Genomic DNA, 21,761 nt, shown 5'->3' on the forward strand with positions numbered 1-21,761 from the left:
CGGCCATTGCCATCGCTATATCAAGGCCCGCCCGGCACGTCCGGGCTTTTGGCGTTCGATGGATTTTGGGACATGACGGGATCGACACGATCGAGCCAGGGGCTCGATGACCGCCGCAAGCGGCTTTTGTTTCGCTGCTGGCACCGCGGCACCCGGGAGATGGACCTGATCCTCGGCCGCTTTGCCGATGCGACCATTGCGGATCTGTCCGATCAGGAGATCGGCGAGCTCGAGCACCTGATCGAGGTGCCGGACCCCGACCTCTATGCCGCGTTGACCGGCGACAAGGTGCTGCCGGCCGAATACGCGACCGCGCTGTTTGCCCGTATCAAGGCGTTCCGGGTCGCGGATTCCAGCGCATGAAACAGCCGATGAAATCGCCGGCCGCGATGCTCGCGCCCGGCCGGGTGCTGACCATCGCCAACGTCGCCGAGGGCGCCGAAGGGCTCGTGATCTCCGATCTGGCGCGCGCCATCGCCGCGCAACCGAAGCGGTCGGCTGTCAGCCTTGCCGTGGTGTGCCGCGACGGCGCCCGGATGCAGCAGCTTGCCCGCGCGCTGGAGTTCTTCGCGCCCGATATCGCCGTGATGCAGGTTCCGGCCTGGGACTGCCAGCCCTACGACCGCGTCTCGCCGCATTCCGGCATCCTGGCGCAGCGCTTGACCGCGCTGGCGAAACTGTCGCGCCTCGTCGGCAGCGACAAGCCGCTGATCGTGCTCACGACCGTGAACGCCGCCGTGCAGCGGGTGCCGGCGCGCGATCAGGTCGCAGCGCAAGCGCTGTCGGTTGCGCCCGGCAATGTCGTGCCGATGGATTCGGTCGTGGCCTGGCTCGAGCACAATGGCTACACCCGTTCGTCCACGGTGCGCGAGCCCGGCGAATACGCCGTGCGCGGCGGTATCCTCGATCTGTTTCCGGCCGGCCTCGACCAGCCGGTGCGCTTCGATTTCTTCGGCGACAGCCTTGAATCCATCCGCACCTTCGATGCCGAGACCCAGCGCACGCATCTCGATATGCGCGGGCTCGACCTTGTGCCGGTCTCCGAATTCCAGCTCACCACCGAAACCATTCGCCGTTTCCGCATGGGCTATGTCGCAGCCTTCGGCGCACCGGGGCGCGACGACCAGCTCTATGAAGCGGTCTCCGAGGGACGCCGCCATCCCGGCATGGAGCACTGGCTGCCGCTGTTCCAGGAGCGGATGGACACGCTGTTCGACTATCTCGACGGCGCGACGATTGCGATCGAGCCGCAGGGCGAGGACGCCGCGCGCGAACGCTTCTCGCAGATATCTGACTATTACGACGCGCGGCGCGAGGCGCTGGAGCATCCCGGCAGCGGCGCGATCTACAAGCCGCTGCCGCCGGACCAGCTCTATCTGTCTGAGGCCGAATGGACCAGGCTGCTCGGCGACGCGCCGCTGGCGCGGCTGACGCCGTTCGCGGTACCGGAAGGCTCGACCGAAGTGTTCGATGCCGGCGCGCGGCAAGGCCGCAATTTCGCGCCCGAGCGTGCCGACACCAACGTCAACGTGTTCGAGGCCGTGGTCGGCCACATCGGCGCGCTGCAGTCGCAGCGCAAGAAGGTCATCGTGGCGCTGTGGAGCGAGGGCTCGCGCGACCGCATGGGCGCGATGCTGCGCGATCACAAGCTGCTCAACACCACGAGCGTCAACACCTGGCGGATCGTGCAGGCGACGCCGCGCAACGAGACCATGCTCGCCGTGCTCGGCATGGAATCCGGCTTCGAGACCGACGAATTCGCCGTCATCAGCGAGCAGGACATTCTCGGCGACCGCCTGGTGCGGCCGCGCAAGGCGAGCCGCAAACTCGACAATTTCATCTCGGAGGTGACGAGCCTTGCGACCGGCGACCTCGTGGTCCATGTCGAGCACGGCATCGGCCGCTTCGTCGGCTTGCAGACGCTGGAAGTCTCGGGCGCGCCGCATGACTGTCTCGAACTGCATTATGCGGCCGAGACAAAACTGTTCCTGCCGGTCGAGAACATCGAGCTGCTGTCGCGCTACGGCTCCGACAGCGCCAATGTCGAGCTCGACCGTCTAGGCGGTGGCGGCTGGCAGGCGCGCAAGGCCAAGCTCAAGAACCGCATCCGTGAGATCGCGGGCGAGCTGATCAAGATCGCCGCCGAACGGCAGCTGCACGAGGCGCCGAAATTCCCGTTGCAGCCGCACGTCTATGACGAGTTCTGCGCGCGCTTCCCCTATGAGGAGACCGAGGATCAGCTTGGCGCCATCACCTCGACGCTGAAGGACCTCGAGATCGGCCGCCCGATGGACCGGCTGATCTGCGGCGACGTCGGCTTCGGCAAGACCGAGGTGGCGCTGCGCGCGGCGTTCGCCGTGGCGCTGGAGGGCAGGCAGGTGGCGGTCGTGGTACCGACCACGCTGCTGGCGCGCCAGCACTCGCGCACCTTCACGGAGCGCTTCAAGGGCTTCCCGGTCAATGTCGCGCAGGCCTCGCGGCTGGTCTCGACCAAGGAATTAAACCAGGTCAAGAAGGGGCTCGCCGACGGCAGCGTCGACATCGTGGTCGGCACCCATGCGCTGCTCGGCAAGGCCATCAAGTTCAAAGACCTCGGTCTTCTGATCGTCGACGAGGAGCAGCATTTCGGCGTCAGCCACAAGGAGCGGCTGAAGCAGCTGCGCGCCCAGGTCCACGTGCTGACGCTGTCGGCGACCCCGATCCCGCGCACGCTGCAACTGGCGCTGACGGGCGTCCGCGAGCTCTCGATCATCGCCTCGCCGCCGGTCGACCGCCTCGCGGTCCGCACCTTCGTCGCGCCGCACGATCCCCTGATGATCCGCGAGGCGCTGCTCCGCGAGCGCTATCGCGGCGGGCAGGCGTTCTACGTCGTGCCGCGGATCGAGGACCTCGCCGGCGTCAAGGATTTCCTCGACAAGAACGTGCCGGAGATGAAGGTCGCGGTCGCCCACGGCCAGATGCCGCCGACCGTGATCGAGGACATCATGTCCGCGTTCTACGACGGCAAATACGACATCCTGCTGTCGACCACGATCGTGGAGTCCGGTCTCGACATCCCGAACGCCAACACGCTGATCGTGCACCGCGCCGACATGTTTGGCCTTGCCCAGCTCTACCAGCTGCGCGGCCGCGTCGGCCGCGCCAAGCTGCGCGCCTATGCGCTGTTCACGCTGCCGGCGCAGCAGAAGATCACGGCGCAGGCGGAGCGGCGGCTCAAGGTGCTGCAATCGCTGGAGACGCTGGGTGCGGGCTTCCAACTCGCCTCGCACGATCTCGACATCCGCGGCGCCGGCAATCTGCTCGGCGAAGAGCAATCCGGTCACATCAAGGAAGTCGGCTTCGAGCTGTACCAGTCGATGCTGGAGGAGGCGATCGTCAACCTCAAGGCCGGCGTCGCCGAGCCTGCCGCCGACCGCTGGTCGCCGCAGATCACGATCGGCATGCCGGTCCTGATCCCCGAGGATTACGTCAACGATCTCAGCGTGCGGCTGTCGCTCTATCGCAGACTTGCCGATCTCGACACCGACGAGGATATCGACGCCTTCGCGGCCGAGATGCGCGACCGTTTCGGCGTGCTGCCGGACGAAGTGCGCTATCTGTTCAAGGTCGCGGCGATCAAGGCCTATTGCCGCCGCGCCAATGTCGGGAAGGTCGATGCCGGACCGAAGGGTGCCGTGATCGCCTTCCGCGACAACAGCTTTGCGCATCCGGAGCGGCTGGTGACCTTCATCCGCCAGCACGGCCAGGCCGCCAAGGTGCGGCCCGACATGAAGGTGGTGTTCTTCCAGGAATGGGATACGCCGGAAGAGCGGCTCGCCGGCACCACCGAGATTTTGCGGCAGCTCGCCAATCTCGCCGAGAGCAAGAAGGCGGCGTGAGGCGCGGACCTATCCGCGTCATTGCGAGGAGCGAAGCGACGAAGCAATCCATTGTCCCGCATACATGGAGAGGTGGATTGCTTCGCTTCGCTCGTAATGACGGTGTGGCGCGATCTGGACGTTACGACGCCGCGCGCTCCGGCATCCCGAACAGCCGTCCGAGCAGCGAGATAGCGGAATCGCCCGGCAGCAGTGTGGCGACGCTGACGGCGGGCTCGGCTCTGACGTCGCGGCGGCCGTTCTGGGTATGGCGCATCACGCTGGCCAGGCGCCGCGTGATGGCTTGCGCGTTGCGCAGGTCGGTGCCTGCGAACGCCACCACGATCGAGCGATCGTCATGCACCGCGCCGAAATCGGCCTGGCGCATCAGCCGGCTGATGATCCGCGCGCCGTCGAATTGCGCGCGCGGTTGCGCGTTGTCGAAGGTGAACCGCGCCACCGAGAGCGCGCCGCCGCGCTCGGCGGTCTGGTAGACGGTGGTCGCGAAGTCGCGCTCGAACGCGGCCTTGGTCAACAGACCGGTGCGGGCATCGATCAGGCCCTTGGCGTCGATCGCCTTGAGCATGCGGCCGAGCCGCGCCTCGAAGGCATGCTGCCGGATCATCGGCAGCGCCATGTCGGCGACGCGCGTGGGTCCAGCGGTGACGATCTCGAGATTGGGCAATTCGTAACGCGGCGTCAGTTCGCCGGAGGTGACGATCACGGGCAATGGGCGGAAGCGGACGTCCTCGGTCAGCACCGTCAGGAAAGCATCCATCACACGCGGCGTGAAGCCTTCCCCCAGCACGATGCCGTCGATGTCGCGGCTTGAGAGATGCTTGGCCGCGGCCTCGATGCTGAGCGCGCCGACCACGCCGGCGCGTTCGCCGAGCGCGACCGACAGCGTCGGGTAGGCGCCGCCACGGCCGATCAGCAGCGTGGTGGCCTCTCCGACCGGATCGATGTCCGACATGGCGATCGGTACCGGAGGCACCAGGCGGCGCATCACGGTGGCATGCAGCGCACGAACCCGTAAGGACGCGTTGAGCCGGGCGACCAGGCGGTCCGGCAGGCCCTTTCGCTGGAAAAATGCGATCACGGTATCGGGCAGGGTGGTCGCGGGATCGACCGCAATCAGCGGCAGATAGGGAGCGCGGGCGGCGGCGCGCTTGGCCAGACCCGACAGGGTGACGAAGTCGACGCCCTCGGTGGCCGCGATGATCGCCGCCGGCTTGACCTGCTCGATCGCCCGTCCGACCTCGTTCCAGTCGGTGACCACGACCGGGAACAGCTTTGTCTCATCGAGAACCGCGGCGAACGGCGGCTTTGCCGACGCCGATACGATGAGGACCGGACCTTGTTGAGACATTCGAACGCTCGAAACCAATGCTTAGGAACAGCAACGGCTGCGATGCTAGTTCGCATGGCTTAATGCGGCGTCAACACAATGATAAGACTAACGCAATGATAAGATTTTAACTCATCCCGGCGCCGCCGCGGTCGCGAAAAGCTTCGACCATCAACGGGTTAAGCCCAAGTTCTGTGAGCGCGTCGCGGGCCCGCGCGTTGTCCTGCGCCCGTCCGGCCAGCCGGTGGCCGCTGAGGCGGTCCGGCAATGCAGTCAACAGCGCCCCCTGGCCGAGGCGGCGCGACCACTCCTGCAGCTCCTGGGCAAGGAAGCGGTAGCCGCCGACGGTCATGACCCCGGAAGGCGGGGCGGTGATGTTGATCGCGCCGGTCGCGCGATCGAGCCGCGCGGCGTATTCGGTGTCGACGAAATCGCGCGGCGGCGGCGCGATCAGGGTATCGCCCGGAGGCGGCGGAGGCGCATAGGCGGCGACCGGCACCATGGGCCCGCGCAGGCCGAGCGTACCCTTCGGGGTCAGCAGGATCTCGCCGGCGATCGATGCACCCGGTGCTTCGCGCGGCGCGCTGTGCGGCCCGGGCTTGATCGGGGCCGGCGCGCCGTCCTCGGCGTTGCGGCGGGCGCCGAACAGGCCGGCCTCGCCGAACAGATAGACGTCAGTCATGGTCACCCGTCGCGACGTCCAGTGCGCACTGGAGGCGACCTGCTCCGGCGTCCGCCAAAGGCCGATCACTTTGCGCAGGGTGGGCAGCCGCTCCGACAGGCCGCGCTCGTCGAGCCGCAGCGCGAGCTGCGCCGGCGCGATCAGCGTGTCGCAGGCGTGATCGCTGAACTGGGTTTCGAAAGACTCCTCGTCGAACGGGTGATGCATGACGAGCGTTCCGCCCGACAGCAGCCAGGTCACCAGCGACGAGCAGATGCCGGCAAACGACATCGGGGCGAATGCCGACATGATGGTGGCGCCTTGTGCGAGGTCGCTCTCCAGCGACATCGCGAGCCCGCCGGCGATCAGGCCGAAATGGGCGCGCGGCACCGGACGAAAACCTTCGCTGGTGACGTCGAAGGAGATCAGCGCCGGCTTGCGGCCGTCCTCGATCATGCGGCGCGTGGTCCGGGAGTCCTGCAGGATCGCCTGATCGAGCGACGCCATGCATTCGGGCAGATCGGTCCCGAAGCCGCAGACGTGGCGGATCGAGAACGCTTCCGCGGCGGCGTTCATGGCGATGTCGGCATAGGAGACGCCGTCGATCCTGGCGCACGTCACGATCGCCCGTGCCGCGGTGCGGTTGAGCACCGAGGTCAGTTCGGCCTGCCGCCACAGCAGCGGCAACGGCACCACCACCAGGCCGACCCGATGGGCGGCAAGCACCGTCAGGGCAAATTCGACCGTGCTCGGAAGCTGGACCGCGATCACCGTATTGGCCGGCAATCCGCTCTCGACGAAATGGGCCGCGATCGCCGAGATCGCGCGGTCGGCCTGCGCATAGGTCAGGCGCTTGCGGGTTTGGCCGGTGATGCGCTGCTTGTTGAGCGGGTCGACCAGCGCCAGCGCTTCGGGTTGCCGCGCCAGCGTGCGCTTGAACAGGGTGTCGAGCGTCGGCGAGGTGATCGACTGGTTCACAGGTTCAACGTCGGTTGCATCGCTTCGATCAGACCAGATCATACGGCGTCCGCTCGCATCATCTGGCAGGTCACTTGGCAGGCTACTTGGATTGCGCGGCGGGCTTCTGCCACCAGGTCTCCGGCAGGTAACCCGTCAACGCCGTGGTCGAAGGCCGTTCTATCCGATTCCAGCGCGCGATCCATTGCTCTCCCAAGTTAAATAGGGGGATAGCGTAGAAGCCCGACATCAAGGACCGGTCCAGCGCGCGCACTGCCGAAACGAAGGCCGGTCGCTCCCGCGCCGCCAGCAGCGCCGCGATCATGGCGTCGATCGCCGGATCCCTGGCGCCCATGTAATTGCGGGTGCCCGGCACGTCGGCGGCTTGGCTACCCCAGTAAAACCACTGCTCGTTGCCCGGCGACAGCGACTGGTCCCAGCGAATGGGGATCATGTCGAAGTCATAGGCGACTCGGCGCTGCTCGAACTGCACCGCGTCGACCACCCGCACGGCGGCCTCGATGCCGGCACGCTTGAGGTCGCGCTGGTAGGCGAGGGCGATCCGCTCATGCTCGCGTGTCGTCACCAGGATCTCGATCCGGAGTGGCGTTCCGGTCGAGCGCTGCTTCAACACCGTGCCGTCGAGCGCGTAGCCCGCCTCCGACAACAGCGCGAGCGCGTTGCGCAGGATGGTGCGGTCGCGTCCCGAGCCGTCGGTGACGGGGAGACGATAGCGGCCCTCGAGGATGTCGGGCGGGATATGCGACAGGTAGGGCTTCAGCAGTTCGCGCTCACGATCGTCGGCGGGGCGCCCGTAGGCGGACAGGTCCGAGCCGGCGAAGTAACCGCCTGCACGCGAGAACAGCCCGAAATAATAATTGCGGTTGACCCATTCGAAATCGAACAGCATCGCCAGCGCCTGTCGCACCCTGACGTCGGCGAATTTCGGCCGCCGGCTGTTGAACACCAGGAATTCGGATGGTCGCGGCGTGCCGATCTTGATGACGTCGCGGATCACCTCGCCGTTGCGCGCCGCCGGGAAGTCATAGCCTTCGTGCCAGCGCAGCGGTTCGGTCTCGGTCCGGAAATCATACAGGCCGCGCTTGAAGGCCTCGAACATGCCGTTGGCCTCGCGGTAGTAGTCGAGCCGGATCTCGTCGAAGTTCCAGAGGCCGCGGTTCACCGGCAGATCGCGGCCCCAATAATTCGGATCGCGCGTGAAGGTCACGCTGGCGCCGGGTTTGACCGCCGTCACGCGATAGGGACCGGACCCGGTCGGTGGCGCCAGCGTGGTTTCCTCGAATTTTTCGGGGTCGATGGCGTGCCGCGGCAGAATCGGCATCAGGCCGAGGATCAGCGGCAGTTCACGATCTGCGACACCGCCGAAATCGAACCGGACCGTCAGCGGGTCGATCGCTTCGGCCTTTGCGACTTTCGAATAATACTGGTGGTGCATCGGACGGCCGTGATCGCGCAACAGTGCCAGCGAGAACAGCACGTCGTCGGCGAGCACGGGCTGCCCGTCGGAGAAGCGGGCGCGCGGATCGATGTGGAACGTCACATGGCTTCTGGCGTCGTCGGTCTCGACGCTGCGCGCGAGCAGGCCGTACAGGGTGAAGGGCTCATCATTGCCGCGCGCCATCAGGCTTTCGTAGACATAGCCGCGCTCATAGCCGTAGCCCCGGACCTGCTGGACCGGAACGCCCCTGATGATCAGCGGGTTGAGGCTATCGAAGGTACCGATCACGCCCTGGACCAGGCGGCCGCCCTTGGGGGCGTCCGGATTGGCATAGGGCAGGTGGGTAAAATCGGCAGGCAATGCCGGGGCGCCGTGCATCGCAATCGCATGGCTCTCGGCAGCGGTTGCAGGAGCAAACCCGCTCACCGGCAGGGCCACAACAAATGCCAGGACGACTGCCAAGGCGAGCCGGACGGTCGCCAATGCGGCGCACCTAACGTGCCCGGGAACACCTGCGTGAGGTGCCGGATTTGATTCGCGAAACGTCACATCGGGAGGTTTATCACAGGCCGCTGAAACTCGCCGTCGCATGGGCGCAAATACGCTTGTCGGCATTGATCTTTCCGCGCGCCGCTGTATTGAAGGCGTGCAATTGGAGGGCGGGAACGCCTGTCACGTATCCGCCCCAATTCACTAGGAGACAGCCGCCCAAACGGCTATGTGTCGGCGCCTGCAGCGGTTTCGGGCGCTGCCGTTCAGAAAGGGTTTTCCGCAATGAATTTCCGTATCTTGGCCGCCCCGGTCCGGCCGCATGGGCGAGTTATCGCCCTGATGGCGGCAACGGCTCTGTATGCAGCGCTCCTGGTTCCTGCCGCTCAGGCCCAGCAGCCGGCAGCGCCTGCGGCACCGAAGGCTGCGCCCAAGGCGGCACCCAAGGCAGCTCCGAAGGCGCCGGCTCCGGCACCCCAGGCACCGGCAGCCCAAGCACCGGCCGCAGGCCAGCCGCCCGCTGCGGCCGGCCAGCAGGCGCCCCAGGATCAGCAGATCCAGCTCATCTACGCCCCCTGGACCAAGTTCTGCCTGAAGGGCCAGGAAGCCAACGCCAAGCAGGTTTGCTTCACCGGCAAGGACGGCCGCATCGAGTCCGGTCAGCCCGTCATCGCCGCCGTGATCATCGAGCCGGAAGGCGAGCCCAAGAAGATCCTGCGCGTCACGCTGCCGCTCGGCATGCAGCTCGTGCACGGCACCCGCATCATCGTCGACGGCAACCCGCCGCAGCAGGCGCCCTACGTGATCTGCTTCCAGAACGGCTGCATGTCCGACTATGAGGCAACCCCCGAGCTGATCGCCAACATGAAGAAGGGCCAGAACCTCGTTGTTCAGGCGATCAATTCCAACGGCGCGCCGCTGACGCTGCCGCTGCCGCTCAACACCGAATTCGCCAAGGCCTATGACGGCCCGCCGACCGATCCGAAGGTGTTCGAGGAAAACTCGAAGAAGCTGCAGGAAGAGTTGCAGAAGCGCGCCGAAGAGCAGCGCAAGAAGCTGGAAGGCGCGGGCGGCGGCGCTGCGCAGGCTCCGGCGCCGGCCAACCCGGCGGCCAAGTAAAGCGTTCAAGTCGAACGTTTCAAGACACCGCGAGATCATCGCAAGCAGAAGGCGCCCGGAAGGGCGCCTTTTTCGTCATGCGAAACAGACTGGCTGATGGCAGCCTGCCGCGCTGGTGATCATGCAAATCGTGTGCAATGTTTGTTGGAGAGGACTGCGATTGCGAGCGCGCATCGTCAGCGCCTTGTCCGGACAAGTCCGGCGTCGAAGCACAATCAAAAATCCGATACGGGAGGCCAGGCGAAAGCGCGGACAGCGCCTTCGATGCGCGAATGCGCGCGTGGTTCTCCGCGACCCTTGGCCGCCGCTCGCAGTCATGGAAGTCGCCGAATGTCCCAGCAAGTCAGCACGCAGCGGCGGGAACCACGCTCCCGGCCCAGTAACGAGGATTTGCAGCAACCGACCGGCGATGCTGCGGTCGAAGCCGGCATCCGCGTCGACCAGGACAACATCCCCGGTGCCTTTCATCCGGGCATCGTCCATCTCGCGCTGGCGATGGGCGGCTTTGCGATCGGCATCGCCGAATTCGCGACCATGAGCCTGCTGCCGTTCTTCGCCCACGACCTCAACGTCAGCGAGCCCCAGGCCGGTCACGCCATCAGCGCCTACGCGCTCGGCGTCGTGGTAGGCGCGCCTGTGATCGCGGTGCTGTCGGCGCGCATGACGCGGCGGACGCTCCTGATCGCGCTGATGGGCTTCTTCGCGCTGATGAACGGCCTTTCGGGGCTCGCGCCCGACTACCACACCATGCTGGTGTTGCGCTTCCTCGCCGGGCTGCCGCACGGCGCCTATTTCGGCATCGCCATGCTGGTCGCGGCCTCGCTCGTGCCGATGGACAAGCGCACGGCCGCCGTCGGCCGCGTCCTGCTCGGCCTCACCATCGCGACCACCATCGGCGTGCCGCTCGCCAACGGCGTGGGGCAGGCGATCGGCTGGCGCTGGGCGTTCGCGATCGTTGCCGGCCTGGCGCTCCTGACCGCCATCCTGGTCCTGGTCTTCGCGCCGCGTGACGCCGCCAGCAGCAATGCGAGCCCGCTGCGCGAGCTCTCGGCGCTCGGGCGCAAGCATGTCTGGTTGACGCTCGCGATCGGCGCGATCGGGTTCGGCGGGCTGTTCTCGGTCTACACCTATCTTGCCTCGACCATGCTGGCGGTGACGCACACATCGCCGGCGCTGGTGCCGGTGACGCTGTGCGTGTTCGGCGCCGGCCTCACCGCCGGCAACATCATCGTGCCGCGCTTTGCCGACCGCGCGCTGATGGCGACCGCGGGCGGCCTGCTACTGTGGTCGGCGGCGACGCTGGCGCTGTATCCGCTGGCGGCGATGAATGTCTGGACGCTGAGCGCCGACGTGTTCCTGATCGGGCTCGGCGGGGCGCTCGCGACCGTGCTGCAGACCCGGCTGATGGATGTCGCGGGCGAGGCGCAGAGCCTCGCTGCGGCGCTGAACCATTCCGCCTTCAACGTCGCCAATGCGCTGGGGCCGTGGCTCGGCGGCATGGCGGTCGCGGCGGGCTACGGCTGGACGTCGACCGGTCTGGTCGGTGCGGGACTGGCGCTGGCGGGCTTTGTCGTCTGGGCGATCGCGGCGGTGCTGGCCAAGCGCGAGGGCGTATGAGCAGGCAAGGCGCCGTCAGACGCCGAGGATCAGTTCAGCGACGGATTGCGCGGACGGTAGCCGCCCGATTTGTCCTTGATGAAGATCTCGGCGACCTGCGAATGGCGGATCGGCTCGCCGGAATCGTCGGGCAACAGGTTCTGCTCCGAGACATAGGCGACGTACTCGGTCTCCGAGTTTTCCGCCAGCAGGTGGTAGAACGGCTGGTCCTTGTGCGGCCGCATGTCCTCGGGAATCGACAGCCACCATTCCTCGGTGTTGTTGAACTCCGGGTCGATATCAAAAATCACGCCCCGGAAGGAGAACACCCGGTGACGGACGATCTGCCCGATCTGGAATTTGGCGGTGCGCGCTTTGATCATGGTTCGTCGATAGACCAACATTGTGGCCGATGCTAGGGGCAAGGAAGCGAATTAACCCCCCGGTTTACCGATTCTGGCCGGACCAAAACAACCCCAAACCCGGCCGAGAAACTACTTTCAGAATGATCGATATCCTCAATTTGGCGTTGCCGTATTTCGGCTTGATCTTCATTGGCTATGCGTGCGGAAAGGCCAAGGGTTTGCCCGAGAGCGGGCTCGCCTGGATGAATTTCTTCCTGCTTTACGTTTCGTTGCCGGCGCTGCTGTTCGGGATCATGTCCAAGACGCCGTTCGCGGAGCTGAACAACCCGCCGTTCCTGATCGCCACCACGCTCGGAACCGTGATCGCGTTCTTCCTGGCGATGGTCGCGGGCAAGCTGATGGGAGGGCTGACGCTGCGCGAGGCGACGCTCGCCGGCCTGTCGGGCGCCTACGGCAATATCGGCTACATGGGTCCGGGACTGGCGCTCGCCGTGCTCGGCGCCAAGGCGGCGGCGCCGACCGCGCTGATCTTCTGCTGCGACAGCATCTTCCTGTTCTCGATCGTGCCATTGCTGATCGAGCTGACCGACCGCGACCATCCCTCGCTGCTGCACGCCTTCGGCGTGGTGCTGAAGCAGATCGTGCAGAACCCGCTGATCATGTCGGCCGTGTTCGGCGCGCTGGTCGCGGCGTTTCACATTCCGCTGCCGACAGCGCTCGACCACACCATCCAGTTCCTGCAGAACGCCGCGGCACCGATGGCGCTGTTCGTGCTCGGCGTCACCGTGGCGCTGCGGCCGTTCGAGCGGGTGCCGTGGGAGGTGCCGGGCGTGGTCGCGATCAAGCTCCTGATCCATCCGCTGCTGGCGCTCGGACTGATGCTGCTGTTCGGGCCGTTCGCGCAGCCATGGGCGGCGACCGCGGTGCTGATGGCCTCGCTGCCGCCGGCGCTCAACGTGTTCGTGATCGCGCGGCAGAACGACACCTGGATCGAGCCGGCGTCGGTTGCGGTCTTGATCGGCACCTTCGCCTCGGTGGTCACGCTGACCAGCGTGATGTGGTTCATCCAGAGCGGACGGCTGGTGTTTCCGTAGAGGAAGGGTTCTTAGTTGACGCGCTTTCTTAGCGCGAACCGGTACCCACTTCGCTCGAAAACGCTTTGGTTACCGCCGCCAGGACGGCGAAAGACCCTCGCGCATCGCAAGCCGCCGCAGCGGGCCGAAGGCGCCGAGCAGGTGCAGGCCGGCGGCACGCGCCGTCTGCACGCCGAGGAAATCGCTGAGCAGCGAGCGGTTGGCGATGTCGATCGCCCAGGTCCGGCTGGCGACATCGGGCCGCCGTACCGCCCGGTAGCGTGACAGCACATTCGGTGCGCCGGGATCCTCGCCGCGGCCGATCGCCTGGCCCGCGATCTCGGCGATATCGGCGGCGTCGCGCAGCCCCATGTTGAGGCCCTGCGCCCCGATCGGCGGCAGCACATGGGCGGATTCCCCGACCAGCGCGATGCGGTCTTTTGCAAACTGCCGGGGCCGCTCGATCGCGAGCGGAAACACGTGACGGCCGCCCTGGACCTCGACGCGGCCGAGGATCGAATGCGCCTGGCGCTCCGCCGCATCAGACAATTCGGCGTCGCCGAGCGCCATCAGCCGCTCGGCCTCCCTGGGCGACGAGACCCAGACCACGCTGCTGCGGTTGCCGCTGAGCGGCACGAACACGCAGGGGCCGTGCTCGGTATGAAATTCGGTCGAGATGTTCTGGTGCGGGCGGCTGTGGGCGATGTTGAAGGTGAGGGCGGATTGCCCGAGCTCGCGGCTGACCACCTCGATGCCGGCAGCCTCGCGGGACAATGAATTGCGCCCATCGGCGCCGACCACGAGCCGGGCCCGGAGCGGCTGGCCCCGCCGCGTCGTCACGGTGACGCCAGCATCGTCCGGTTGCACCGAGGCGGCCTCGTCGTCGAACCGGGTCAGCGCGGCCAGTTCGACGGCGCGGTCCTCGAGCGCTGCAACCAGCGCGCGATTGTCGATGTTGAAGCCGAACTGCGCGCGGCCAATCTCGTCGGAGGAGAACCGCACTTCCGGCGCGCGGATCAGGCGGCCGGTGTCGTCGACCAGCCGCATCGTCTTGAGCGCCGCCGCCTTGTCGCTGCAGCGCCGCCAGACGTCGAGCCGCTCCAGGATCTCGGTGGAGGCGCCGAGCAGCGCGGTGGTCCGGTTGTCGGCATAGGGCACGCGGCGCGCCAGCAGCGCGGTCCGCGCGCCGGCATCCGCAAGCGCGATCGCAGCCGTCAATCCGGCCGGGCCGCCGCCTATTACGATAACGTCATAATCCTGCACGCTGTCGGTCATATCAGGACATTTGACATGGCTGGCCGGATTTTCAAGCCATCGGTAACTACCAGAAGTTTCCGGCGATTTGCGCGGCGGAACGCCGCAAGACCGCATATGCAAAGTGGGCCGATTCCTGATAGCACTCGGCCGATGGAGCACTCGAGCCAGCCGGATGCGCTGCCAGAACGGATGCGGACCGCCGCATTCTCCGTTCATATTTTCACGGCGCTCGGCGCCGGGGTGGCGCTGCTGGCGATGCTGGAGGCCGTGCGCGAGCACTGGGCCAACATGTTCGCCTGGCTCGGGGTGGCGCTGATCATCGACGGGATCGACGGCCCGCTGGCGCGCCGGCTCGACGTGGTGCGGCTGCAGCCGAACTGGTCGGGCGAGGTGCTCGACCTGGTGGTTGATTTCGTCACCTATGTGTTCGTGCCGGCCTATGCGATCACCGCGAGCGGCATGCTGTTGCCGCTGGCGGCGCCGATCCTCGGCATCGGCATAGTTGTCTCCAGCGCGCTGTATTTTGCCGACCGCCGCATGAAGGCCGACGACAACCATTTCCGCGGCTTCCCGGCGCTCTGGAATGCAGCGGCGTTCTATCTGTTCCTGCTGCATCTGCCGCCGGTCATGTCGACGATCGCGGTCGCGGCCCTGATCGCGCTGACCTTTGCCCCGTTCCACGTGCTGCATCCGCTCCGCGTGGTGCGGTTGCGCTGGCTGACGCTGTGGCTGCTTGGCGCCTGGGCGCTGCTCGGCATGTACACGCTCGCCAACGATTTCGTGGTCGGAGCCCCGATCACCTTCGGTCTCTGCGCCATCGCCGTTTATATCATCGGCAGCGATACCGTGATCCGCCGGATGAAAGCCTTCAGAGCATGATGCAATTGATCACCAGCCCGGAAGCCTGGGCGGCGCTGTTGACCCTGACTGCGCTCGAAATCGTGCTCGGCATCGACAACGTCATCTTCCTCTCGGTGATCGTATCGCGGATCCCGCCCGCGCAGGCCAAACGCGCCCGGCAGATCGGCCTGATCCTCGCGCTGGTGTTCCGCATCATCCTGCTGAGCATCCTGGTCTGGCTGATCGGGCTGACGCAGCCGGTGATCACCGTCAGGGACGTCGCGCTGTCCTGGCGCGACATCATCCTGATCGGCGGCGGCCTGTTCCTGATCGCCAAGGCGACCCACGAGATCCATGGCGAGGTCGAGGCGCGCGAGGCGGAGGCCGACGACAGGCCGAGCGCCGGCGCGTTCTTCTGGGTGATCGTGCAGATCATCATCATCGACCTGGTGTTCTCGCTGGATTCGATCATCACCGCGATCGGCATGGCGCAGGACATCGAGATCATGATCGCGGCGGTCGTGATCGCCTGCGCGATCATGTACATCTCGTCGGGGCCGGTGGCGCGGTTCGTCGCGGAGCATCCGACCACCAAGATGCTGGCGCTGGCCTTCCTGGTGCTGATCGGCGTGGCGCTGGTGGCGGACGGATTCAGTTTCCACATTCCGCGCGGCTACATCTATTTCGCGATCGCATTCTCGGCCGCGGTCGAGGCGTTCAACGTCATGGCCAAGCGCAACCGCAGGAAGCCGGCGCGATAACCCGGGTTCCGGGCCGCTCGGTTGACAAGGCGGGCCCGATGGCATTCGCTCGTTTGACGCGAGTTTTCTGAGGGGAGCGACGACATGACCAAGGCTGTGCGCGTGCACAAGGTTGGGGGCCCGGAAGTCCTGACCTATGAGGACGTCGAGGTGGGCCCGCCGGGGAACGGCGAGGTCCGCATCCGCCAGCACGCGGTCGGGCTGAACTTCATCGACGTCTACTTCCGCACCGGCCTTTACAAGGCGCCCGGCCTGCCGTTCATCGCCGGCAACGAGGCCGCGGGCGAGGTTTTGGCTGTCGGTCCGGGAGTGACCAATTTCCACCCCGGCGATCGCGTCGCCTACTACTACAACCTTGGCGGTTATGCCTCCGAGCGCGTCATTCCGGCGGACAAACTTGTAAAACTGCCCGACCACATCACCTACGAGCAGGGCGCGGTGCTGATGCTCAAGGGGCTCACGGTCTGGTACCTGCTGCACAAGACCTTCAAGGTCGAGCAGGGCCACCGCGTGCTGATCCATGCTGCCGCCGGCGGCATCGGGCTGCTCGCCTGCCAGTGGGCGCGGGCGCTCGGCGCGCATGTCATCGGCACGGTCGGCTCGAAGGCCAAGGCCGACCTCGCGCTCGCCAATGGCTGCGATCACGTCATCCTCTACAACGAGGAAAACTTCGTCGAACGCGTCAAGCAGATCAGCCGCGGCGAGCTCTGCGACGTGGTCTATGACGGCGTCGGCAAGACCACCTTCCCGGGCTCGCTGTCCTGCCTCAGGCCGCGCGGCCTGTTCGTCAGCTTCGGCAACGCATCGGGCCCGGTGCCGCCGTTCCCGCTCGCCGAGCTCAACAACCACGGCTCGCTGTTCGCGACGCGGCCCAAGCTCAACGACTATGTCGGCACCCGAAAGGAATTGCTCGAAGGCGCCGACACGCTGTTCGCCGCCGTGATCAACGGCAAGCTGCACGTGCCGATCAACCACGCCTATGCGCTGAAGGATGTGGCGAAGGCGCATATCGATCTGGAGAGCCGGGCGACCACGGGCGCCGCGATTCTGCGGCCGTAGCTCTCGGCGTCATTGCGAGGAGCGAAGCGACGAAGCAATCCATTGTCCCGCATATGCGGAGAGGTGGATTGCTTCGCTTCGCTCGCAATGACGGACGTGGTGGCTGTTATGCCACCCGTCGCGCTGCCCCGACCTTGGTCAGCACCGTGTCCAGGCAATCGATGACGGCGGATATCTCCTCGCGCCTGACGTTGAGCGCCGGCATGAAGCGCAGCGTGTCAGGCTGCGGCGAGTTGATCAGCACGCCGGCCGCAAGCGCCTCGGCGACGACTGCTGCGCCGATCGGCATCTTGAGATCGAGCGCGAGCAGCAGGCCACGGCCCCTGATCTCGCCGAGCCCGTGCCGGGCCGACAACCGCTGCAATTCGCGCTCGAGCAGCAACCCGGTGTCGGTGACCGATTTCAGGAAATCGGGCCGGCCGATCTGATCGAGCACGACGATCCCTGCGGCGCACATCAGCGGATTGCCGTTGAAGGTGCCGCCCTGGTCGCCGTGATCGAAGCACGAGGCATGCTCGGTCGCGAGCAGCGCCGCGAGCGGCACGCCGCCGCCGATGCCCTTGCCGAGCGTCATGATGTCGGGCTCGATCCCGGCATGTTGGTAGCCGAACAGCTTTCCGGTCCGGCCCATGCCGGTCTGGATCTCGTCGACGATCAGGAGCAGGCCGCGCTGCTGGGTCAGCGCGCGCAACTCCCTGAGGAATTCATCGGTCGCGGGCCACACGCCGGCTTCGCCCTGGATCGGCTCCAGCATGACCGCGACCGTCGACGGCGTGATCAGGCGCCGCACCGATTCGATGTCGTTCAGCTTGGCCTTTCGGAACCCCGGGACCTTCGGCTCGAACAGCGGCTCGAACGCCTTCTTGCCCGAGGCCGACATGGTCGCGAGCGTGCGCCCGTGGAAGCCGCCCTCGAAGGTGATGATCTCGTGCGCGCCGTTCTTGTATTTCGCGCCGTATTTGCGCGCGAGCTTGATCGCGCCCTCATTGGCCTCCGCGCCGGAATTGGCGAAGAACACCTGATCGAAGCAGCTTCCGTCGACCAGCATCTTCGCCAGCTTCAGGCTCTGCTCGTTGTAGAAGGCCGGGCTTGGCGTCAGCAGCCGCCTGGCCTGCGCGGCCAGCGCGTCGGCCACGATGACCGGCGAGTGGCCGAGCGGGTTCACCGCCCAGCCCTGCACGAAATCGAGATAGCGGTTGCGGTTGCTGTCCCACAGATACGAATCGGCGCCGCGCACGAACACGACCTCGGGGCGGGCGGTGATGTCCATCAGCGCGTCGAACGGATGGGTAGCGTCTGTCATGTCGATCTCCTCTGGGGTCGGTGTCGGGAAAGGGCGGGCCGAAAAGCGAGAAGGCCGCGCCTTGGGGGCGCGGCCTTCTCGAAAACCCTGGCTGATTCTAGCTAATCAGCGATGGCGTCGGACACGGCGCAGCCCAGCATCGTCGCGGGTGCGACGACGGCAGATGGCGCGGCGGTGGGTCCGGTTCAATTTCATGGCGCAGGGCGATACAGCCGAAGGCCCGGCGCTGTCAAGGGAGCAAATTCAAGCGGCAGGCCGCAACTTGCCGATCACCGCCGATATGGCGTTCCGAATCCAAGAAATATCGGGAGCGCGTCAGTTGGCGCGCAGCAAGTCGCTCTGCGATCTTGATGACGGCATAAGCCCGCCGCTTCAGCCGCTACTGGTCAGCGAAACGCGCGGCGGGTTGTCGCTGCGGCGACTCCGGATATCACGCGCGTTCCGAGCAGTTGCCGGCGCCCGGCAACGAGCCAAGAGCCAAGGACTAATTAGTGGTCTCGGGGGCCAGCTGAACCGTCTGGCGTCCGCCGTTCATGGCCTTGAGCTGATTCACGTATTCCTCAGGCTTCTGCAAATGGAACGGGGTCTTCAATCCCATGAAATTCGCGATCTGACCGATGAAGGCGGTGCAGTTCGTGGTCTCGGCATTCCATACCGGTGAAGTCGCTTGAAGATGCTTGATGTAAGCGAAGACCTTCTTGGCGTCTGGTTCGCTCAGATAGACGCGATAGTTTGCGGTGAGGTACTGCTCGTCGAGATCACCGTAGCTCGCACCCGTCTCCGAAGGCACAAACATGAGGTGCCCGAGCACGTAGGGCATGGTGTCGCCCGCGGGGTGCAGGCCGGCAACTTCGACCGCCTTCTGACTGGTCTTGCCGTACCACACGAAGGCATGGCCATACGATGCTGCCGTGCGGGCGCGGAAATCCACGTAGTAAGGACCCTTGCCCGCAGTGGTCCTGCGAATTGGTTTCGGATCTGCCGTCGGTGATTCGCTCAGCGCGGCGTTCGCCGTCATCAAACGGGGCTTTGCCGCCGGCTTGCGCGGAGTGTCGCGTTGCTGCTGGGGATCAGGGTTTGCCGCCACCTGTTGGGCGCTGCTGCTCGCAACTCCCAGGCCCAGATAGGCTGAGAGGAAGCTCGCTCCAACCAAAGCCCACAGAGCGGGCGGTCTCCGTTTCGCTTGCGCCACTATCAGACTCCCATCAACCCAATTTAATCGACCAAATTTAAGTCGTTTGCCGTTGATTTGACGACTGCGCCTCCGGCCCTAAGGCCGAAGGCGCGTCGCTGTCGAGTGGTCCCAGAATCAACCCTTGGTCACGACCGCCGGAGCGGTCGGGTACTTACCAACGGGGGACTTACCAACGGGGTACTTGCCAACCGGGTACTTGCCGACGGGATACTTACCGATCGGTCCCGACTGCACGACCGGCTGCGGACGAGGGAGGTCCGCCGCTACGGCGGTTCCAACGAACGCGAAGAGCGCGGCCCCAACGATTACTGACTTCAACATAGGAATCTCCTGCTGCCATCCATCGACGCCAAAGTAACTTGACGTTTGCTAAGGGCCAATAAACCAGTGCAGCAAACCGGCTGTTTCGAGGTCGTTTTTCGACGAACGTTGCAAAAATGGCACGGGGAGGTTGCGCCCCTCAACGAGCCGTTGCAGAGCGCCACTTTAGAAGATTGAGGGGAAAATGCGGCCTGTTCGCGCCATATACGCGCGGTAGCTGTCGCCGAAGGTCTCCAGCATCATGCGCTCTTCCCTTCCGACGCGGCCAAAGAACAAAGTTCCAAAGCCGATCAGGCCGGAGAAGCCGGCAACCCAGTTCGGCAACAGCAACGCCTGAGCGACGGCCCAGAGCCAGAATGCCGAATACATGGGGTGCCTGATTCGCTGATAGATGCCCGCCGTGACGAGTTCGTGCTGTTCTCGCACGTCGAGGCTGACCGACCAGTTTCGTCCGAGTGCGCGATGCGTCAGATGAAACATGACCAGCGCCGCAACGGCTGCGAAAACGCCGAGCCAGGCCTGGACGGGATGGAAGTCGTAAGCTGCGAAACGGGGAATGCCGGTCGCAACGTAGAACAGCGGCAGAATGCCGAGACCGGTGAGGGATATGAGCAACAGCGCCGTTTCGCGTGGACCGCGGTCGCTCCGCTGAACCTTTTCGCGCCGGGAGCGGCGCGCATATTCGTACCGAATGAGGTACCAACCGATCGCCAGCATGACGAATACGAACTTGGAGAGCGCCGGCGTCATCGTGGACCAGCCCGCCGCGCCGGCTCAGCCGACGGCTCGTCACAGGCGGGCAGCGCGCCGCTGAGCGCTCCGTCCTTCTCGATCATCGAAACGGCGCCGTCTGAAGCGATCGTTTGCGATCTGGCCGATGCCGGGCCGCATGTCAGCATGAAGTAGTCGTACGATGCGCGCTTGTCGTTTCCGCTGATGAACTGGCAGTGCAACCGGTAGAATCTCAACCGAATGCGCCGGTATATTTCACGCTCGAGCATTCGACCGATTTCGACCAGCCTGACGACGGGGCCGTCTTCCGCAGGCAACGCCAACCAGACCATCGGGTTGATGTTGTAGAAGTTCATGATGTCGACGCGAGCCTGGTAATCGCCCCAGAAGATGCCGGGCGACTGCGCGACACGGCCCACTGCTGCGCGCAAGCGGGTCGCCCCGCTGTGCAGTCCGATCTTGAGTATCGAGGACCCGATCGTGAGGAACGTGACCGGATCTTCGCGCGTACCGAGTGCGGGGTCCAGCGCCAACGCTCGATCAAGAAGATGCACCGTAAGTACGGCGCCGAGACTGTGTCCGATGACCAGCACTTCATCCACGTCACGGTCTTTGGCCGCTGCAACGACCTCCGTGGCAAGTCTGTCCAGTCGCTCCTCGAGGGTGGGATTACCGTTTCGAATGTATTCGTGAGAAAAAATCCAATCGTCGAACAGAGCGTCCAGGTGCAACCAGCGCCAGGGGCCGACCAGAAGCGCCGCGAACAGCAGGACACTCGCGACGATCCCGGCAATGATCGATGCGCTCGTCTTTGCGGCCAGCACGCCGATCAGCAACGCGGCGAGGACGAAGACCGCGAGCATGACGAACGGAAACAGAAAGAAGACGGCGTAGTGCCAATTGGTCCGCAAATAGCCCCAGAGCGCGCCGGACACGATGAAATCCAGAAAGGCGACGACACCGCGCAGAATGCGCGAGAAAATCGTTTGACGGCCGTAGGCCTGGATCACGTCGTCCCAGCGAACGAGACGATAGTCGGTTTCGACCTGCCAATTCGGACCAGTCGTCGTCACGCGCCATTTCGAGTAGTCGGCACCATCATGCAGACCGTCGATGGAGGCCTTCACCGACCATGTCGTCTGAAACCGGCCTAGCTCACGCACAAAGCGCCGTTGCGCACCGGCATACGGCGTGATTGGATCGTAGCCGCCCACATGGAGCACCAGCCTCTTGGCGATGCCGGTTTTTGCCATTCTTCCACCTACGCATTCTTCGAATGACCGTCGTGTTCGGACCGAGCATCTTTCGCTAGATCAACAGTTGCAATCACTGCCACCTGAGCGTCTAGCGGCAATAGCTGTCAATAGAA

Annotated in this window: 17 protein-coding genes; 8 read left to right on the forward strand and 9 right to left on the reverse strand. The window is 65.4% G+C overall.

Annotated features, from left to right (window positions below; genetic code table 11):
* Positions 1-72 precede the first annotated feature (72 nt).
* Together ACVILL_RS32505 and mfd are read left to right on the forward strand one after the other, a co-directional pair.
* Positions 73-363: an FAD assembly factor SdhE gene (locus ACVILL_RS32505; RefSeq protein WP_456732783.1), complete on the forward strand. Its 291-nt coding sequence runs from the start codon at positions 73-75 to the stop codon at positions 361-363.
* Complete coding sequence (gene mfd / locus ACVILL_RS32510) at positions 360-3,878, forward strand: transcription-repair coupling factor (protein WP_456732784.1); 3,519 nt, start codon at positions 360-362, stop codon at positions 3,876-3,878. Before ACVILL_RS32505 ends, mfd begins: the two co-directional genes overlap by 4 nt.
* A gap of 121 nt (positions 3,879-3,999) precedes the next feature.
* Here the strand turns inward: mfd and ACVILL_RS32515 are convergent, their stop codons facing one another.
* The 3 genes from ACVILL_RS32515 to ACVILL_RS32525 form a co-directional block, all read right to left on the reverse strand.
* Positions 4,000-5,226, reverse strand: coding sequence for a GGDEF domain-containing protein (locus ACVILL_RS32515; protein WP_456732785.1), 1,227 nt, complete (start codon positions 5,224-5,226; stop codon positions 4,000-4,002).
* Between the two features lie 106 nt (positions 5,227-5,332).
* On the reverse strand, positions 5,333-6,886 hold the full coding sequence (locus ACVILL_RS32520) for an AMP-binding protein (RefSeq protein ID WP_456732786.1): 1,554 nt from the start codon (positions 6,884-6,886) through the stop codon (positions 5,333-5,335).
* A gap of 40 nt (positions 6,887-6,926) precedes the next feature.
* Entirely contained in the window at positions 6,927-8,897 is a 1,971-nt protein-coding gene (locus tag ACVILL_RS32525; protein ID WP_456732787.1) for an extracellular solute-binding protein, read from the reverse strand.
* 159 nt (positions 8,898-9,056) lie between these two features.
* Between ACVILL_RS32525 and ACVILL_RS32530 the strand changes: the two genes are divergently transcribed.
* Positions 9,057-9,890 carry an invasion associated locus B family protein gene (locus ACVILL_RS32530; RefSeq protein WP_456732788.1) on the forward strand — a complete coding sequence of 278 codons (834 nt, stop codon included), beginning with the start codon at positions 9,057-9,059 and terminating at the stop codon, positions 9,888-9,890.
* Positions 9,891-10,220: 330 nt separating this feature from the next.
* The gene (locus ACVILL_RS32535) at positions 10,221-11,507 is read left to right on the forward strand and encodes an MFS transporter (protein WP_456732789.1); all 1,287 of its coding nucleotides are present in this window, start codon (positions 10,221-10,223) and stop codon (positions 11,505-11,507) included.
* A 29-nt stretch (positions 11,508-11,536) separates the two neighbouring features.
* Here the strand turns inward: ACVILL_RS32535 and hspQ are convergent, their stop codons facing one another.
* Entirely contained in the window at positions 11,537-11,869 is a 333-nt protein-coding gene (gene hspQ / locus ACVILL_RS32540; protein WP_050406639.1) for a heat shock protein HspQ, read from the reverse strand.
* 122 nt (positions 11,870-11,991) lie between these two features.
* Between hspQ and ACVILL_RS32545 the strand changes: the two genes are divergently transcribed.
* The gene (locus ACVILL_RS32545) at positions 11,992-12,945 is read left to right on the forward strand and encodes an AEC family transporter (RefSeq protein ID WP_456732790.1); all 954 of its coding nucleotides are present in this window, start codon (positions 11,992-11,994) and stop codon (positions 12,943-12,945) included.
* 69 nt (positions 12,946-13,014) lie between these two features.
* Here ACVILL_RS32545 and ACVILL_RS32550 read toward each other — a convergent pair whose 3' ends face one another.
* Positions 13,015-14,199 carry a UbiH/UbiF family hydroxylase gene (locus ACVILL_RS32550; protein WP_456732791.1) on the reverse strand — a complete coding sequence of 395 codons (1,185 nt, stop codon included), beginning with the start codon at positions 14,197-14,199 and terminating at the stop codon, positions 13,015-13,017.
* 132 nt (positions 14,200-14,331) lie between these two features.
* On the opposite strand from ACVILL_RS32550, the gene pcsA reads away from it, so the two are divergent.
* The 3 genes from pcsA to ACVILL_RS32565 all read left to right on the forward strand — a co-directional run bounded on the left by pcsA (position 14,332) and on the right by ACVILL_RS32565 (position 16,841).
* Positions 14,332-15,060: a phosphatidylcholine synthase gene (pcsA, locus tag ACVILL_RS32555; RefSeq protein WP_456732792.1), complete on the forward strand. Its 729-nt coding sequence runs from the start codon at positions 14,332-14,334 to the stop codon at positions 15,058-15,060.
* The gene (locus tag ACVILL_RS32560) at positions 15,057-15,782 is read left to right on the forward strand and encodes a TerC family protein (protein ID WP_456732793.1); all 726 of its coding nucleotides are present in this window, start codon (positions 15,057-15,059) and stop codon (positions 15,780-15,782) included. Before pcsA ends, ACVILL_RS32560 begins: the two co-directional genes overlap by 4 nt.
* Before the next feature lie 84 nt (positions 15,783-15,866).
* Positions 15,867-16,841, forward strand: coding sequence for a quinone oxidoreductase family protein (locus tag ACVILL_RS32565; RefSeq protein ID WP_163160279.1), 975 nt, complete (start codon positions 15,867-15,869; stop codon positions 16,839-16,841).
* A gap of 106 nt (positions 16,842-16,947) precedes the next feature.
* Here the strand turns inward: ACVILL_RS32565 and ACVILL_RS32570 are convergent, their stop codons facing one another.
* The 4 genes from ACVILL_RS32570 to ACVILL_RS32585 form a co-directional block, all read right to left on the reverse strand.
* Entirely contained in the window at positions 16,948-18,144 is a 1,197-nt protein-coding gene (locus ACVILL_RS32570; protein WP_456732794.1) for an acetylornithine transaminase, read from the reverse strand.
* A gap of 484 nt (positions 18,145-18,628) precedes the next feature.
* A complete protein-coding gene (locus ACVILL_RS32575) occupies positions 18,629-19,162 on the reverse strand; it encodes a hypothetical protein (protein WP_456734417.1) in 534 nt (177 codons plus the stop codon).
* A gap of 663 nt (positions 19,163-19,825) precedes the next feature.
* The gene (locus tag ACVILL_RS32580; protein ID WP_456732795.1) at positions 19,826-20,410 is read right to left on the reverse strand and encodes a protein-S-isoprenylcysteine O-methyltransferase; all 585 of its coding nucleotides are present in this window, start codon (positions 20,408-20,410) and stop codon (positions 19,826-19,828) included.
* Positions 20,407-21,645: a hypothetical protein gene (locus ACVILL_RS32585; RefSeq protein WP_456732796.1), complete on the reverse strand. Its 1,239-nt coding sequence runs from the start codon at positions 21,643-21,645 to the stop codon at positions 20,407-20,409. Before ACVILL_RS32585 ends, ACVILL_RS32580 begins: the two co-directional genes overlap by 4 nt.
* Positions 21,646-21,761 lie beyond the last annotated feature (116 nt).

It is taken from the genome of Bradyrhizobium sp. USDA 3364 (assembly GCF_054056355.1).